The organism is Listeria ivanovii subsp. ivanovii (assembly GCF_900187025.1).
In the GTDB taxonomy this organism is placed as follows: Bacteria; Bacillota; Bacilli; order Lactobacillales; family Listeriaceae; genus Listeria; species Listeria ivanovii.
Window position 1 is genome coordinate 1,532,736 of sequence record NZ_LT906478.1, and the last position, 15,845, is coordinate 1,548,580.

General features: G+C 38.2%; 14 protein-coding genes. 1 reads left to right on the plus strand and 13 read right to left on the minus strand.

Annotated elements, in window-relative coordinates:
- Positions 1–100 precede the first annotated feature (100 nt).
- Positions 101–1,384: an N-acetylmuramoyl-L-alanine amidase family protein gene (locus CKV67_RS07590; RefSeq protein WP_014092883.1), complete on the plus strand. Its 1,284-nt coding sequence runs from the start codon at positions 101–103 to the stop codon at positions 1,382–1,384.
- Between the two features lie 47 nt (positions 1,385–1,431).
- Here the strand turns inward: CKV67_RS07590 and dtd are convergent, their stop codons facing one another.
- From dtd to CKV67_RS07655, 13 genes are all read right to left on the minus strand, one after another.
- A complete protein-coding gene (dtd, locus tag CKV67_RS07595; RefSeq protein ID WP_014092884.1) occupies positions 1,432–1,884 on the minus strand; it encodes a D-aminoacyl-tRNA deacylase in 453 nt (150 codons plus the stop codon).
- A gap of 13 nt (positions 1,885–1,897) precedes the next feature.
- A complete protein-coding gene (locus CKV67_RS07600; RefSeq protein ID WP_025279950.1) occupies positions 1,898–4,114 on the minus strand; it encodes a RelA/SpoT family protein in 2,217 nt (738 codons plus the stop codon).
- Between the two features lie 205 nt (positions 4,115–4,319).
- The gene (locus CKV67_RS07605) at positions 4,320–4,841 is read right to left on the minus strand and encodes an adenine phosphoribosyltransferase (RefSeq protein ID WP_014092886.1); all 522 of its coding nucleotides are present in this window, start codon (positions 4,839–4,841) and stop codon (positions 4,320–4,322) included.
- On the minus strand, positions 4,831–7,182 hold the full coding sequence (recJ, locus tag CKV67_RS07610) for a single-stranded-DNA-specific exonuclease RecJ (protein WP_025279951.1): 2,352 nt from the start codon (positions 7,180–7,182) through the stop codon (positions 4,831–4,833). Before recJ ends, CKV67_RS07605 begins: the two co-directional genes overlap by 11 nt.
- Positions 7,183–7,285: 103 nt before the next feature.
- Positions 7,286–7,630, minus strand: a complete 345-nt coding sequence (locus CKV67_RS07615) for a LapA family protein (RefSeq protein WP_014092888.1) — start codon at positions 7,628–7,630, stop codon at positions 7,286–7,288.
- 97 nt (positions 7,631–7,727) lie between these two features.
- The gene (gene secDF / locus CKV67_RS07620; RefSeq protein ID WP_014092889.1) at positions 7,728–9,992 is read right to left on the minus strand and encodes a protein translocase subunit SecDF; all 2,265 of its coding nucleotides are present in this window, start codon (positions 9,990–9,992) and stop codon (positions 7,728–7,730) included.
- 91 nt (positions 9,993–10,083) lie between these two features.
- Positions 10,084–10,377: a post-transcriptional regulator gene (locus CKV67_RS07625; protein ID WP_014092890.1), complete on the minus strand. Its 294-nt coding sequence runs from the start codon at positions 10,375–10,377 to the stop codon at positions 10,084–10,086.
- A 142-nt stretch (positions 10,378–10,519) separates the two neighbouring features.
- Positions 10,520–10,849: a preprotein translocase subunit YajC gene (gene yajC / locus CKV67_RS07630; protein ID WP_014092891.1), complete on the minus strand. Its 330-nt coding sequence runs from the start codon at positions 10,847–10,849 to the stop codon at positions 10,520–10,522.
- Positions 10,850–10,881: 32 nt separating this feature from the next.
- Complete coding sequence (tgt, locus tag CKV67_RS07635; protein ID WP_014092892.1) at positions 10,882–12,021, minus strand: tRNA guanosine(34) transglycosylase Tgt; 1,140 nt, start codon at positions 12,019–12,021, stop codon at positions 10,882–10,884.
- Positions 12,022–12,106: 85 nt separating this feature from the next.
- The gene (gene queA / locus CKV67_RS07640; RefSeq protein ID WP_014092893.1) at positions 12,107–13,135 is read right to left on the minus strand and encodes a tRNA preQ1(34) S-adenosylmethionine ribosyltransferase-isomerase QueA; all 1,029 of its coding nucleotides are present in this window, start codon (positions 13,133–13,135) and stop codon (positions 12,107–12,109) included.
- Positions 13,136–13,138: 3 nt separating this feature from the next.
- Positions 13,139–14,146, minus strand: a complete 1,008-nt coding sequence (gene ruvB, locus CKV67_RS07645; RefSeq protein WP_014092894.1) for a Holliday junction branch migration DNA helicase RuvB — start codon at positions 14,144–14,146, stop codon at positions 13,139–13,141.
- Between the two features lie 15 nt (positions 14,147–14,161).
- The gene (gene ruvA, locus CKV67_RS07650; RefSeq protein ID WP_014092895.1) at positions 14,162–14,767 is read right to left on the minus strand and encodes a Holliday junction branch migration protein RuvA; all 606 of its coding nucleotides are present in this window, start codon (positions 14,765–14,767) and stop codon (positions 14,162–14,164) included.
- Positions 14,768–14,891: 124 nt separating this feature from the next.
- Positions 14,892–15,827 carry an L-lactate dehydrogenase gene (locus CKV67_RS07655; RefSeq protein ID WP_014092896.1) on the minus strand — a complete coding sequence of 312 codons (936 nt, stop codon included), beginning with the start codon at positions 15,825–15,827 and terminating at the stop codon, positions 14,892–14,894.
- Positions 15,828–15,845 lie beyond the last annotated feature (18 nt).

Sequence of the window (15,845 nt, forward strand, 5' to 3'; positions counted from 1 at the left end):
TTTATAAAAACTTACTTTCTAGTTCCATGAAAGCGCATTTTATGGTAACATTTTACTGTCAGATAAAAGTTTATGAGAATATAGGTGGTGTCAGGTTTAAATGAAGAATAAATTCATTTTTATTACCGTTGTCTCCATTTTATTGATTGCAGCAGGGATTGTCACAACAATTGCTATGGCGAACGCTAATTCCCTCGTCGTAAAAGCAGAAGTCTTAAATGTCCGCAGCGGTCCTGGGTTGGCTTATGATGTAACGAGTCAAGTCAGAAAAAATGAAGTACTCCGGGTAGTCGGTGAAGAAAATCAGTGGTATAAAGTCCAATTAGATAATGGTAACAGCGGTTGGGTTGCAAGTTGGCTTGTTGAAAATACAGATGTCAGCGCAGCAAGTAACAGTGTTGCTATTGTTACATCGGATGGTGGTTTAAACGTACGTGAAAAACCAAATACCTCCAGTAATTCACTTGGCTTACTAAATAATGGTGATCAAGTAACCGTAACAAGCCAACGAGATGGCTGGGCGCAAATCCAGTATCAAGGAAAAAGCGCATGGGTTAGTTCCGATTACTTAGACATCCGCGAATCCGTTACAAAAGTAGATGATAGTGATCTGCAAACCGTCACAATTCGTGAAGACTCCACTAATATTCGAAGTGATGCAAGTCGAGATAGTGAAGTTATCGAAAAAGCTAATTCCGGTCAAAGTTTTGCGATTCAAGGAGTTCAAGGTGACTGGTATCAAATCCGGACCACAAGTGGCACCAATGGTTATGTTGCTAACTGGGTTGTTGATGTGTCTGATAAAGGACAAACTACTACTCCGAAAAGTAAAACGACCAAATTATCCGAAGCAACGATTGTGATTGATCCTGGTCACGGCGGTAACGACCCTGGTGCAAAAGGCGCAGGTGGAACCATTGAAAAAGAAATGACATTAAAAACAGCAAAGAATTTAAAATCCAAGCTCGAAGCAAGTGGTGCCAAAGTCATTTTAACTAGAAATAGTGATGAATATGTCTCCTTAAAATCTCGGACAAATAAGGCCGCGAAAAATAAGGCGGATGTCTTTGTTAGTCTTCATTTTGATAGTTTAGAAGATAGCGATTCCGGCGTTAGCGGTCAAACCACTTATTATTACGACAATAGTGATAAATCGCTTGCCGAAAGCATTAACGCTAGTCTCGGAAAAGAGCTCCCTACTTCTAATCGTGGAGCAAGAGTTGGTGATTATTACGTTATAAGAGAGAACTCTCAACCAGCTGTACTTCTTGAACTTGGTTATCTGAGTTCCGCAAAAGATGAACGAAACATTAATTCCGCCTCTTATCGTAGTAAAATTGCGGATGCTGTAGTAGATGGTTTATCCGATTATTTCTCTAATTAAAAAAAGCAATCATTCAGAAGAATTACCTCTTCCGAATGATTGCTTTTTCATTTACGCATTTCTTCTGAGTCAAGCAAAATAGTAACCGGGCCGTGATTAACGATTTTCACATCCATAAAAGCACCGAATACGCCAGTCTCAACTACAAAACCAGCTTCTGCAAGTTTGGCATTAAATAAATCATAAAGTGCCTCTGCTTTGTCCCCAGGTGCTGACTTTGTAAAGCTAGGACGTTTCCCTTTACTAATATCAGCATACAAAGTGAACTGAGAGACGCTTAAGATAGCGCCACCCTGTTCTGCTAAAGAAATATTCATTTTCTCAGAATCATCTTCAAAAATTCGTAATCCTGTTACTTTCTTTGCCATGTAGTCAACTGTTTCAGCTGTATCACTGTGTGTAAACCCAACGAGCAAACAAAGCCCCCCAGCAATTTCACTGATTACTTCTTCCTCTACACTAACCGACGCCTCATAACACCTTTGAAGTAGCACGCGCATCACTTTCACTCCTTTAATTCATTAATCTTCTCACCGTATATACATCAGGTATTTGTTTAATTTTATCTACTACTCGTTGCAAATGATTGATATTATGAATTTGAAGCGTGACAACCAGTGTTGCCATTTTGTTATTATCTACTTTGGCATTGACACCATTGATATTAGAAGTCAAACTGTTGATGACTTGCAAGATATCATTTAGTAGTCCATTGCGATTATATCCGTAAATTTCAATATCGACGTTGTAATCATTTTTCGCTTGTGAATCTGCATCTTCCCAGTCTACTTCAATTAACCGCTCTGCTTCGATTGCTTGGACGTTTGGGCAATCTTGACGGTGAATGGAAATCCCGCGCCCTTTAGTAATGTAACCAACGATTTCGTCTCCTGGCACGGGGTTACAACATCTAGAAAGGCGGATAAGTAAATTACCTACACCTTGGACAACGACCCCAGCATTATGCTTGATTTTCAATTTTTCATTGTTAGCATCTGAATTAGAAGGCTTATTTTCTGCTTGTGTTAGTAATTTTTCTGTTTCAGCTTCTTGTTCACGTTCTTTTCGCAATTTTTCCGTTAATCGGTTAGCTACTTGTAATGCCGTAATACCGTTATAACCAACTGCCGCAAAAAGATCATCTTCATGCGAAAAATTCAACTTATCAGCTAATTTGCGAAGATTTTCAGGTAGCATAATTTTTTTAGGTTCAAATCCAAGTTGTCTGATTTCTTTCTCTACTAAATCGCGGCCTTTTTCGACATTTTCTTCTTTCGCTTGTCGTTTAAAGAACTGTTTAATTTTATTTCTAGCTTGAGAAGTCTGAACTAGTTTCAACCAATCACGACTTGGGCCATAAGAATGTTTGGAGGTCAATATATCAATAATATCACCTGTTTTTAGTTTGTAATCTAATGTAACGATTTTGCCATTGATTTTAGCACCAATCGTTTTATTACCGATTTCTGTATGCACGCGGTAAGCAAAGTCAAGTGGCACGGAACCATTCGGAAGCTCGTACACATCACCTTTTGGCGTAAATACATAAACCACATCCGAAAATAAATCGAGTTTCAAGCTTTCCATAAATTCTTCAGCATTATCCGATTCATTTTGATATTCTAAAATTTCTCGGAACCAAGTTAATTTATTATCAAAAGAAGTTTTAGAGTTTACCACTTTTCCTTCTTTGTAAGCCCAGTGAGCTGCGACCCCGTATTCAGCAATTTGGTGCATTTCGTGTGTTCGAATTTGGACCTCTAATGGTTCTCCTTGAGGTCCAATGACTGTCGTATGAATCGATGGATACATATTCGACTTAGGCATCGCAATATAATCTTTAAAGCGGCCTGGCATCGGTTTCCAACGTGTGTGGATGATTCCGAGCACCGCATAACAATCTTTAATACTACTAACAACAATTCGAACAGCTAATAAATCATATATTTCATTAAATTGTTTATTTTGTTCGCTCATTTTCCGGTAAATCGAATAAATATGCTTCGGTCTTCCAGAAATATCCGCTTGAATATTGAGTTCATCGAGATTTTCATTTACACCATCGATGACATCATTCAAATAGCGCTCCCTTGCATCACGTTTTTGCTTCATCAAATGAACAATTCGGTAATATTGTTGTGGGTTTAAATAGCGCAACGCCGTATCTTCAAGCTCCCACTTCACGCGGGAAATCCCTAATCGGTGCGCGAGCGGAGCAAATATTTCTAATGTTTCATTGGCAATTCTACGCTGTTTTTCAACCGGTAGATGTTTTAAGGTGCGCATATTATGCAAACGGTCGGCTAATTTAATAAGGATAACACGAATATCTTGTGCCATCGCAATAAACATTTTTCGATGATTTTCTGCTTGTTGTTCTTCGTGCGATTTATATTTAATTTTACCAAGTTTAGTAACCCCATCAACAAGCATAGCCACTTCACTACCAAATACTTCTTCCAAGTCAGCAAGCGTGACGGGAGTATCTTCTACTACATCATGCAAAAAACCGGATGCTACTGTGGATGGATCCATTTTTAATTCTACTAAAATGCCGGCAACTTGAATTGGATGAATAATATACGGCTCACCTGATTTACGAAATTGTTCTTTATGAGAATCGCGCGCAAATTCATACGCTTTTTTTACAAGCGCAAGATGTTCCTGATTCATATAATGAGAAGCCATATCGACGACTTGCTCAGCTGTCAGATTTTGTTCTTTCGCCATTTACATTCACCCTCTTATCTACTTGTCATGTACACAACTTAAAAACACCCATAACTGAGTGTTCCAAAAAAGATTCTTGTCTAATATTATAGCATGATGCCACTTTGTTTATAAAGCACTTTTCCTTGTTTTTTTCACAATTTCTAGCCAACTTACTATTTTTCTTAAAAAAACTACCCCTAAAATATCAGGAGTAGTTCCAATTTTATAATTTCATTAGAATTAAGCGATCATAGCCGTTTAATTTTTTATGGCCTTCTAGTTCTTTTAGTTCGATTAAGAACGCACAACCTGCAACAATACCGCCTAGTTCTTCTACTAATTTGATTGTTGCTTCAATGGTTCCACCAGTTGCAAGCAAATCATCCGTAATTAATACCCGTTGACCTGGTTTAATCGCGTCACTGTGCATGGATAATTTATTGGTGCCATATTCTAAATCGTATTCCATTTCGATGGTTTCGCGAGGTAATTTACCAGGTTTACGAACTGGTGCAAAGCCGATACCAAGTGCATAGGCAACTGGGCAACCGATAATAAATCCACGCGCTTCTGGTCCAACAATAATGTCGATTTTTAATTCTTTTGCATATTCAACGATTTTATCCGTAGCAAACCGGTAAGCCTCTCCATCATTCATTAAAGGGGTAATATCTTTAAAAACAATCCCTTTTTTTGGCCAATCATTAACAATCGCTACGTAATTTTCTAAATCTTTAATTTCCATTTTCAAGTTCCTCCGCATTCGGGTAAATTGATGTTTCCATCATTGACTTCATCCAACTATGAAGCTCGCTGTAGTTGGAGTATAACAATTTTTTTCGAGTAGTAATTTCTTCTACCTTCTGTTGATAAACTAGTGACTCATCCAGATTACGTTTTCCAACTACTTGATTAACAATAATCTGACCACTTTCCATTTTAGCAAATTCTAAATCAAAAAACACGTTTGACATAAACTCAATTTGTTCTTTATTCCAACCAAACTTTTGCATTAAGCGTGGTGTGTATTTTTCAATTGGAAATGGTTGGAATTTTTTTATTAAGCTATATAGCTCAGCAAATGCCTTACGATCTGGTATTGCTGGAATTTGATTTCCTTCTGCTGCATCAAAATGAACAAAGATACGCGCTGGTTTTACTTCGCGGACAATTTCTTCAATCAGCTTTAGATTCGGTGGAATATCCGCAAATACGAGCTCCTCTGTTTGGATATCTACTTTGAAATCTGCCTTCTCATCTACTAAAAAATGGTTTTGTTCTCCGAGTGTTTTAGCTGTTCGCTCTTCAAAACAAATATATATGCGTGAATCCGCTTTTTCTTGACGAATTCGCGACCACTCCGTTTTACTTCGCACATCGAAAAGTTGCCAGTGTGCAATACGAACATCCATCATTCTAAGTTGTGGCTTTTTAATATTGTTCCATTCATTGATAGATAATTCACCAACGACATCTACATCTGCTGAAGGAGAAATTTTCTCGACTAGATCGCCTACGCCAAAGCCAATGGCATCAAGTGTTGTATCCGTTCCACCTGTCCCAAGCATTGTTTTTAGATGTGTTTTGTCGGCGCCAATTCTTTTCGTCCCTTTTAACTTCATTCCTTCTAAAAGGAAAATTGGCTTTGGATTGTCCATTCCAAACGGTGCTAGTTTTTCTAGTTGAGCGATAAAAGCTACCGAGGCATCTGCTAGATTAATACGTTCCTCTATTTGCAAGGCTGGACGAAAATCTTCTTCTACAAGTTGGCTCGCTTCCTCTTGTAACTTAGCTTCTAATTCCACCAAATTTTCTGCTGGCAAAGTAAGACCAGCAGCCATGGGATGACCACCAAATGCAGTCATTAATTCTCGATGTTTATCAAGTGCTTGATACAAATGGAAAGACTCTATGCTACGACCTGAACCTTTAGCTATTCCTGTTGCTGCGTCTATACCTAGTACAATGGCCGGTCTAGAATACACACTAACTAGTTTTGAGGCCACAATGCCCAGAATCCCTGTATTCCATCCTTCTCCACTAACAACTAACACTTTCCCCAGACTGTTCTTTGCTTCAATTGCTTCCATCGCAAGTTTAGTCGTATCAACAACCATTTGTTTGCGTTCTTTATTAGCGTCATCAATCTCTTCTGCTAAAAAAAGTGCTTCTTCTGGATCTTCTGTTAAAAGCAGATCTGCTGCTGGATCCGCAGGGCCAAGACGGCCAACTGCATTAAGTCTAGGAGCAAGACCAAATCCAATCGTTTCTTCCGTAGCTTCTTCCAACTTCAAACTAGCTTTTTTTGCTAAAATAGCTAAACCAATATTTGCCCCTTCGCGTAGTTGACGCAAACCTAATTGGACCAGCATACGATTTTCGTCAGTTAGTGACACTAAATCAGCAACCGTCCCGACTGCAACCAAATCTAATAATTCTGTTGGTTCCTCGCCAAGTAGTGCATGAGATAATTTATAAGCAACTCCAACCCCAGCGAGTTCATCAAATGGATAAGCAGATTTTGGATGCTTCGGATGAATAACAGCGACTGCTTCTGGCATAACTTCCCGTGGTTCATGATGGTCCGTTACGATAACATCTAAACCAATTTCTTTGGCATGTGTCATAACTTCTAGCGCAGCAATACCATTATCAACGGTAATTATTAAATCAACGCCTTGGTTCTTCGCCAAATCAAAAGCGGCAATATTAGGTCCGTAACCTTCTGTAAAGCGATTTGGGATATAAAATTCTGCATTAGCTCCCAAATGCTGCAATGTCTTCATTAACACAGCAATACTCGTAACACCATCTGCATCATAGTCTCCGTACACAAGGATTTGTTCATTTAGTTCGATTGCTTGTTTAATCCTCGCAACCGCAAGATCCATTTCCGCAAATAGAAATGGGTCATAAGTTTGATATTTTTCTGGGTGGAAAAATTTATCGAATTGTCCTTGCGTTGTAATCTTTCTTTTCCAAAGTAGCTTTGCAAGTGGAAGCGAGATTTTCAGTTGTTCTGCTAATTGAGTTGCTTTCTCTTCTTCGGCTTCCTCGATATTCCATAAATATTTTGAATCAATCACATTACCCCACCTCTCAACCTTCCTATTATATCTAAAATTACCCGAAAAACCAAGAGGAATCTACAAAACAAAAAACGCCAACGAGGATGTTGACGTTTTTTCGTTATTTAGTTACGCTATCCGTATTTTCTGGTTTGCGCGTTTCTACTTGAGATGAATGAGTTTTCATTGCTTTTGCTGCTGCTAATTGACGTTCTAATTCTGATTTTTCGGCAGTGAGTTGTTTTAGCTTCTTCTTCATATTACGAGACTTCGAGATATTGAGGAAGAAGATAATCAAACAACCGCAAAGTACTGATCCTAAGATAATTAAGATTAATGGCCAATCAGCTTGTAAGAATAAGAAATTCACTTCCACTGGATCTACATTGACTACAGCAAATATCGCGATAATAAGTGCTAGAATAATTCCAACAATTACTTGCCATTGTATTTTATTTTCTTTCATTTTTCCTCCTCCTTGTGCAACAATTATGTTAGTATTTACCCGTTTCAGAGCTATTAAAAACGACCGAATTTCTTTTATTGAAATTCGGCCGCCCTTTTTAAATTACAGGTTGTCCATTATTACGTTGTTTTTTCTTCTTAACAGTGCTAATTGGTCCTTTTTTGCGTAATTGTCTTGCTTTAAATACATACCATAGTTGCATCGCCATAAAGATAGAGGAGAATACACTAGATACAAGTCCCACAAGTAGCGCAATGGAGAAGTTTAGAATGGACTCACTACCAAACAACACAAGTGCTAGAACGGTGAAAATAACCGTTAAAATGGTGTTTATCGAACGAGTGAAAGTTTGACGCAATGCTTTATTTACAGCATCAGCAATTTCTTCTTTCGTTTTAAAACGCTGCATTTTCATGCTAATATCTCGTATTCGGTCGGCGGTGACTATCGTATCATTTATGGAATAACCGATAACTGTCAGAACAGCGGCAATAAAGGTTAAATCTACTTCCAGCCTTGTAATACTAAAGAAGATAAAGATAATAAATGCATCAAATAGTAATGATAAAATTGCCGCAATTCCCATATAAAATTCAAATCGTATAGCAATATATAATACTATCAAAATAGATGCAATTCCCAGTGCCCAAAAACCATTTTTCGCAAGTTCTTTTCCGACAGTTGGAGATACTGTACTTATACTCGGCTCGTGTTTGTACTTATCATCAAAGTAATTTTTGAATTTAGCTACATCATCTTGAGATAGTGTCCCTTTGTAAGAAACAACAGCAGTTTTAGAGCCTGATCCTTGGAAAACAATATCATCAGATGGCATACCGATGGAGTCTAAATCTTTCTTAATTTGAGTCTCCGTCAATGTGTGATTCGCAGTAATTTCCGCTCGAGTCCCACTGGCAAAGTCAATACCAAGGTTCAGTCGGAACACGGATAGAATAACGATTCCGATAATCACAATACCCGTAAAGATTGATAAGAACAAACGGTGATGTTTAACAAAATCAAAACGGTCAAAGTGTGTTTTCAAGTTAAAGCTATTAATGCCTTCATGTAAATTATGAATGTCCTTGCGTCTAACCGCAAATAATCCAGGTTTATTGTTAAGCCAATTACTTTTCACTAGTAATCCTAGTAAGAACCTTGATCCCCATACAGCAGTCAAGAAGCTCATTAATATACTAATAATCAGTACTGTTGCGAAGCCTTTAATCGAGCTTGTACCGAAATAAAAGAGTACTCCAGCAACAATCAATGTTGTTAAGTTGCCGTCCAAAATCGCGCGGAACGCTTCTTTTCCACCCACTTCAAAGGCCGCTTTTGTTGACCTTCCGACTTTGATTTCCTCTTTTATCCGCTCGTAGGTAATCACGTTCGCATCAACAGCCATACCTATCCCCAGAATCAAACCTGCAATTCCCGGTAGAGTTAGTGTCGCGTGTAGCAAACTCAGTATTAGTAGAACTAGATAAGTGTAAGCAACCAGTGTAATCGAGGCAATCACACCAGGTAAACGGTATACTGCCATCATGAAAATAAAGATTGCCATAACCCCGATGATACCAGCTAAAATTGTTTCTTGTAATGCATCTTGTCCAAATTGTGCACCAACAGAGGTAGAATAAACTTCTTTCATTTGTACAGGAAGCGCTCCAGCATTAAGCAAATCTGCTAAATCTTTTGCTTCTTCCGTTGTAAAACTACCCGAAATCTCTACTTTATCTGTATCTAACACGCTACTTACATTAGGGGCAGACAAGTATGCCGGATTTTTCTTTTCACGTTCTGTTTTGTACTTTTGTCCTTCTTTCCAGTCTAACCAAATAACTAATTGATTATCTGGCGCTTCTGCTAAAATCGTTTTTGTAACGTCTGCAAATTTATCAGCACTTTTTAGTTTTAATGTAACGATTGGATTATTACTAGAATCAAACGCTTGTTTAGCTCCACCTGCTACAAGATCACTACCGTTCATCATCATTTTGTCGTTCGCATCTCTAAATGATAATTGTGCAGTTGTGGATAGCATTTTGCGAGCCTCTTCTTGGTCGGTTACCCCAGCAAGTTGAACCCGAATACGGTTTTTTCCTTCGATTTGAATACTTGGTTCAGCAACTCCTAATGAATTAATTCGCTTATCGAGTGCTGTAACCGTATCTGTCATGGTTTGCTTCGATACAGTTCCTTCCCCGTCAGCAGGTGAAACTTCATAAAGTACTTCAAATCCCCCTTGAAGATCTAGGCCGAGATTGATGTTTTGCATAACCATTTTTGCGGTACCAAATACAGCACCAAAGATAATTGCAACTACTAGAAAGAAAATAACTATCTTACTCTTTTTAACCATTTCTGTTTCGTTCCTCCCTCATCTAAACCATAACAAATCCAGTCTATCAACAAATATTCACATTTTTATGTACGCATTTGTCAGCAGACTGTTAATCTTCCATATTTGGTTGAAGTGTGTTTTCCACTTTAGCCATATGGTTATTTGATTGTTGTTCAGCTGTTGTCATAATAAATTGCATTAATTGTCCAATTTTCATTTGCATAATGTCATTCATTCTTTCATGCAAAGCCGGGGCTGGCCGGTTTTTCCACTTTTCTTCCGTTAAAAACGCCCAAATATGGCTGGCCTTGATTTCTCGGTAGCCTAGAATATGAAAATCCTCCACTTTTATTAATATCGCTGGTTCTAGATCTTCATACCAAGCTGAAAATGTATCCGTCATCAAGTCATCCCCTTTCTTAAACAATAAGCATATTCCCATTTTATCTAAAAACTAGCTAAATGGGAAGTATAAGCTCTAAAATTTTATGATTAAAAAATACCATTTCACCGTTTAGAGGGAAATGGCATTTTTAGTTTGCTAATTATTTGTTGTCTTCAGTAACTTCCGTGTCATCAGAAGTTGTTTCTGTGACAACTGGAGTAGAAACTGCATTGCCTTTTTCAAGTACAGTTCTTACTGCATTACGGTCAAATGTTAATTTGTTGTTTCCGCATTTTAAAATGACTGTGCCATCTTCAATTGCCTCTACAATACCGTGAAGTCCGCCAATAGTGATAATTTTATCACCTTTCGCTAAACTACTTTGCATATTTTGTACTTCTTTTTGACGTTTTTGTTGAGGTCTGATTAATAAGAAATAAAACAGAACAATCATCAAAATAATTGGTATAAATGCTGCAATACCGCTCATATTTTCCAACTCCTTTCGATACTTTATATATATTAGAAATTTTTTGCATCAGGACGATTAAATCCATATTGCTCAAAAAATTCTTCCCTAAAATCAGCAAGACGATCTTCCATAATAGCGGACCGAACCTGCTTCATTAAGTTTAACAGAAAATGAAGATTATGATAAGTTGTAAGTCTAATCCCAAAAGTTTCTTCACAACGAATCAAATGTCTAATGTACGCACGTGAATAATTTTTACAAGTATAACAATCACAATTTTCATCAATTGGACGAAAATCATGTGTGAACTTAGCATTTTTAATTACTAACCGTCCATTAGATGTCATACAAGTACCATTACGTGCTATACGAGTAGGAAGAACACAGTCAAACATGTCAATCCCACGAATCACACCATCAATAAGGGAATCCGGCGAACCAACGCCCATTAAATAACGCGGCTTGTTGGTTGGTAAAAGTGGTGTTGTATGTTCGAGTACTTGGTTCATAACGTCTTTTGGTTCTCCAACAGACAAACCACCAATCGAATATCCTGGAAAATCAAGTGAAACTAAGTCTTTGGCGCTTTGTGCACGCAAATCTTCATATGCACCACCCTGAACGATTCCAAATAATCCTTGGTCACCTGGTCTAGCATGGGCTTTTAATCCACGTTCAGCCCAGCGTGAAGTCCGTTCTACCGATTTCTTCATGTACTCATGCGAGGCAGGATATGGTGGGCATTCATCAAAACTCATCATAATGTCTGATCCGAGCGCATTTTGAATTTGAATTGCTTTTTCCGGTGATAAGAAAAGCTTGTCGCCATTTAAATGATTACGGAAATGAACGCCCTCTTCTTTGATATCACGCATTTCACTCAAACTAAACACCTGAAAACCACCTGAATCCGTTAAGATTGGTTGATCCCAGTTCATAAATTTATGTAGTCCGCCCGCTTCTCGAATCAATTCTTCACCGGGACGTAACCATAAGTGATAGGTGTTGCTCAAAATAATACCTGCGCCCATTGCTTTTAACTCTTCTGGCGACATTGTTTTTACCGTTGCAAGTGTTCCAACAGGCATAAACATAGGCGTATCAAATGTGCCATGTGGTGTATGGATCTTACCAAGACGAGCACCAGTTTGTTTATCTGTTTTTATTAGTTCATAACGAATCGCAGACATGTGTGACCTCTTTCTAATTTACTCTATTCACTAGCATAACGAAAAATGCGTATGAAAACAAGCTTTTCTGTTATTTTTTCGCAAATTAATGAATAAACATCGCATCGCCAAAACTAAAGAATCGATATTGCTCTTCTACGGCATGGTTATAGGCTGTTAAAATTTTATTTCGATCAGATAAAGCGGATACAAGCATAATTAATGTAGATTTTGGTAGATGGAAATTAGTAATTAAGGCATCTACAGCTCGAAAGGTATATCCTGGTGAAATAAAAATATCTGTCCAACCAGATTCAGCTACTAAATTACCTTCATGACGACTCGCAATAGTTTCTAATGTTCTAATGGAAGTAGTCCCTACTGCTACGACCTTTCCACCAGTTTCTTTTACTTGATTAATTCGTTCCGCAGCTTCTTCTGTCAAACGATAAAATTCGGAATGCATTTTGTGATTCGCCGTATCTTCCACATCGACTGGACGGAAAGTTCCTAGTCCCACATGGAGCGTCACAAAAATAATTTCCACACCTTTTGCTTTCATTTTTCCCAGTAACTCTTCAGTAAAATGAAGTCCTGCTGTAGGTGCTGCTGCTGAACCATTTTCTTTCGCATAAACGGTTTGATAACGATTTTGGTCTGCTAGTTGTTCTTTAATATATGGAGGAAGCGGCATTTCGCCAAGTTGCTCTAAAACTTCATAGAAAATCCCTTCATAAGAAAACTCCAAAATGCGCCCACCGTGCTCTAGTTCTTCCAAGCAGATTGCTTTTAATGCGCCATCACCAAAAGTAATGGTCGCGCCTTGACGGATTCTTTTGGCTGGTTTAACTAAGGTTTCCCAAGCATTTCCTTCTTTTTGTTTGAGTAGTAGCACTTCGATATGTGCACCTGTTTCGTCTTTTATCCCATGAAGTCTTGCTGGGAGAACACGTGTATCGTTTAATACTAGTGCATCCCCCTCATTCAAATAACCTAAAATATCTGTGAAGTGTTGGTCCTTTATTTCACCAGATGTTTTATCTAGCACCATTAATCGGCTGGATGTACGGTCAATTAATGGGGTTTGCGCAATTAATTTTTCTGGTAAGTCAAAATCAAAATCTTCTACTTTCATGTTTTATACCTCTTTTTCATAACTTATTCCTAAATGTTGATAGGCGATTTCCGTTGCAATACGTCCTCTTGGGGTTCTTTGTAAAAAACCGATTTGGAGTAGATACGGCTCTTGCATATCTTCAATAGTTTCGCGCTCTTCACCAATACTCGCAGCGATAGTATCAAGACCAACTGGACCTCCTCTAAACGATTGTATGATTGTATGCAGTAATTTTTGGTCAATGGTATCCAACCCTCTTGGATCAACTTGTAGTAAAGTAAGTGCTTCTTTCGCTAATATTTCTGTCACTGTCCCATTTCCTCTGACTTGAGCGAAATCACGGACGCGTTTTAATAAACGATTGGCAATCCGTGGGGTTCCCCTTGATCGTCTGGCAATTTCGCGAGCTCCTAAATCATCTATTTTTGTGTCTAAAATATTCGCTGTTCTAAGGACGATTTCAGTTAATTGTTCTTCCGTATAAAATTCCAAATGATCAATTACACCAAATCTATCCCGAAGTGGTGCTGATAATAGCCCTGCACGAGTAGTTGCACCAATTAGCGTAAATGGCGGTAAATCAAGCCGAACCGACCGTGCTGTTGGTCCTGTTCCAATCACAATATCCAAACAATAATCTTCCATTGCCGGGTATAAAACTTCTTCAATTACTCGTGATAATCGATGAATCTCATCAATAAATAAGACATCACCTGGTTCCAAACTGGTTAAAATGGTTGCCAAATCCCCAGGCCTTTCAATTGCTGGCCCACTTGTAGTTTTGATTTGACTACCCATTTCGGAAGCAATCACCATCGCCAAGGTTGTTTTGCCAAGTCCTGGTGGTCCGTATAAGAGAACATGATCTAATGCTTCATTTCGAAGTGTAGCAGCTTCAATAAAAACAGTTAAATTATTTTTCACTTTATCTTGCCCGATATATTGTGAAAGGGTCTGTGGCCGCAAACTAGTTTCAAAAGATACTTCTTCTGAGTCTACCGTTTCACTTGAAATAATTCGTTCATCCATGCCACAAGCTCCTCTCTATTTTGTCATTAATTTGAGTGCTAACTTGATATAGGCATCACTCGTTAAGTTTTCTTCTTTAACTAATTTTGGTATTACTTTTTTTAATTCTCTAGAGCTATAACCAAGTGCTTCTAAAGCTAAAACCGCTTCTTCTAATGCCGGCACAAGCCCACTGACGATATCATTTTCTGGTGCATTATAAACGATTTCACTTGTTACCACATCCGCTAATTTCCCTTTTAAATCAAGAATAATTTGGCGTGCTGTTTTTTTGCCTACACTTGGAAATTTTGTCAAATAGACATCATCTTCTGACTCAATTGCGGTAATTAAAGGCACCACATCCCCGGAAGCAATAATAGCAAGCGCGCTCTTAGGCCCAATTCCAGAAACACTTAGTAATTTTTTAAATAAATAACGTTCTTCTGTTGATTGAAAGCCAAAAAGCGAAATATTGTCTTCCCGAACATGTTGATATAAAAATACTTGTGTCTCTGTTCCTTCTAAGCGCTGAAAGGAAAACGGGTTTCCTGTAATGATTTGATAACCAATTTGTCCAGTTTCGACAACAATATATTCTGGTGTAATCGTCGTGATAATTCCTTTTATGTAATCGTACAATTTTTTCGTCCCCTTTTCGTTTCACGTCATACATTATATGATAGCATAAAATGGAACATCTGTACTAGTTTTTGTTAATAAAAGAAATCGCTCAACTTGTTTACATAATATAATTATTGTCATCTTATAACGATTGGATATTTTCTTTAATAACCTCGATAGAATGATTAAATGCTTTTTGCTCTTCGGCATTTAGCTTTAAAGAGATAATTTCTTTTACGCCGTCTTGACTCAAAACAGCTGGCACACCAATCGCAAGGCCGCTTTGGCCGTATTCACCGTCAAGAATGCAAGACACAGTTAAGGCGCGCTGACTACCGCTGAATATATGACGACAGATTTCAACAATTGTTCCAGCAATTCCATACTCGGTACAGCCTTTTTGATGATAAATTTCGAAACCGGTATCACGCGCAATCTCACCAATTTTTTTTAAGTCAAGGGAAAGCCCAAGTTTTTCCATACTATATTCATTGACAGGCTTCCCATAAATGGATGAATGTGACCAAACTGGAAATTGGGAATCCCCATGTTCTCCAAGAATAAACGCATCAATACTTTGAGCAGCAATATCCAACTTCTCTGCTAATAAACGACGCAATCTCGTTGTATCAAGCCAAACCCCTGTTCCAAGCACTCGCTCTCTTGGTAGTCCTGAAAGCTTCCATACTTGATACGTAATAATATCGCAAGGATTCGTTGCAATTAGGAAAATCCCTTTAAAGCCACCTTTCATCATTTCAGGAATGATACTACCAACTATTCTGGAAGTGCTCTTCAGTTCATCCAATCTTGTTTGCCCTTCCTTAAGTGGTCCTGCTGTTACTGTGATAACGGCAATATCTACATCTGCGCAATCCCTTGCCTCACGAACAGAAATATCCATTTTCCCAGGCATAAACGCTGCTGCATCTGCTAAATCTTTCCTGTTTCCTTCGACACGCTCTTTATTTAAATCCACCAGAATTAATTCTTCTATAAATTTTTGATTTACAAAGGCATGTGCGGCGGCTGAACCTACATTACCTGCTCCAATAATCATAACTTTACGTGATTTCATTTTTGTTCCTCCTACTTA

Excerpts from the sequence above, each read along its gene's own strand:
- CKV67_RS07590 (WP_014092883.1), top strand. The coding sequence starts at position 101 with ATGAAGAATAAATTCATTTTTATTACCGTTGTCTCCATTTTATTGATT.
- dtd (WP_014092884.1), bottom strand. The coding sequence starts at position 1,884 with ATGCGCGTGCTACTTCAAAGGTGTTATGAGGCGTCGGTTAGTGTAGAG.
- CKV67_RS07600 (WP_025279950.1), bottom strand. The coding sequence starts at position 4,114 with ATGGCGAAAGAACAAAATCTGACAGCTGAGCAAGTCGTCGATATGGCT.
- CKV67_RS07605 (WP_014092886.1), bottom strand. The coding sequence starts at position 4,841 with ATGGAAATTAAAGATTTAGAAAATTACGTAGCGATTGTTAATGATTGG.
- CKV67_RS07615 (WP_014092888.1), bottom strand. The coding sequence starts at position 7,630 with ATGAAAGAAAATAAAATACAATGGCAAGTAATTGTTGGAATTATTCTA.
- secDF (WP_014092889.1), bottom strand. The coding sequence starts at position 9,992 with ATGGTTAAAAAGAGTAAGATAGTTATTTTCTTTCTAGTAGTTGCAATT.
- CKV67_RS07625 (WP_014092890.1), bottom strand. The coding sequence starts at position 10,377 with ATGACGGATACATTTTCAGCTTGGTATGAAGATCTAGAACCAGCGATA.
- yajC (WP_014092891.1), bottom strand. The coding sequence starts at position 10,849 with ATGAGCGGTATTGCAGCATTTATACCAATTATTTTGATGATTGTTCTG.
- tgt (WP_014092892.1), bottom strand. The coding sequence starts at position 12,021 with ATGTCTGCGATTCGTTATGAACTAATAAAAACAGATAAACAAACTGGT.
- queA (WP_014092893.1), bottom strand. The coding sequence starts at position 13,135 with ATGAAAGTAGAAGATTTTGATTTTGACTTACCAGAAAAATTAATTGCG.
- ruvB (WP_014092894.1), bottom strand. The coding sequence starts at position 14,146 with ATGGATGAACGAATTATTTCAAGTGAAACGGTAGACTCAGAAGAAGTA.
- CKV67_RS07655 (WP_014092896.1), bottom strand. The coding sequence starts at position 15,827 with ATGAAATCACGTAAAGTTATGATTATTGGAGCAGGTAATGTAGGTTCA.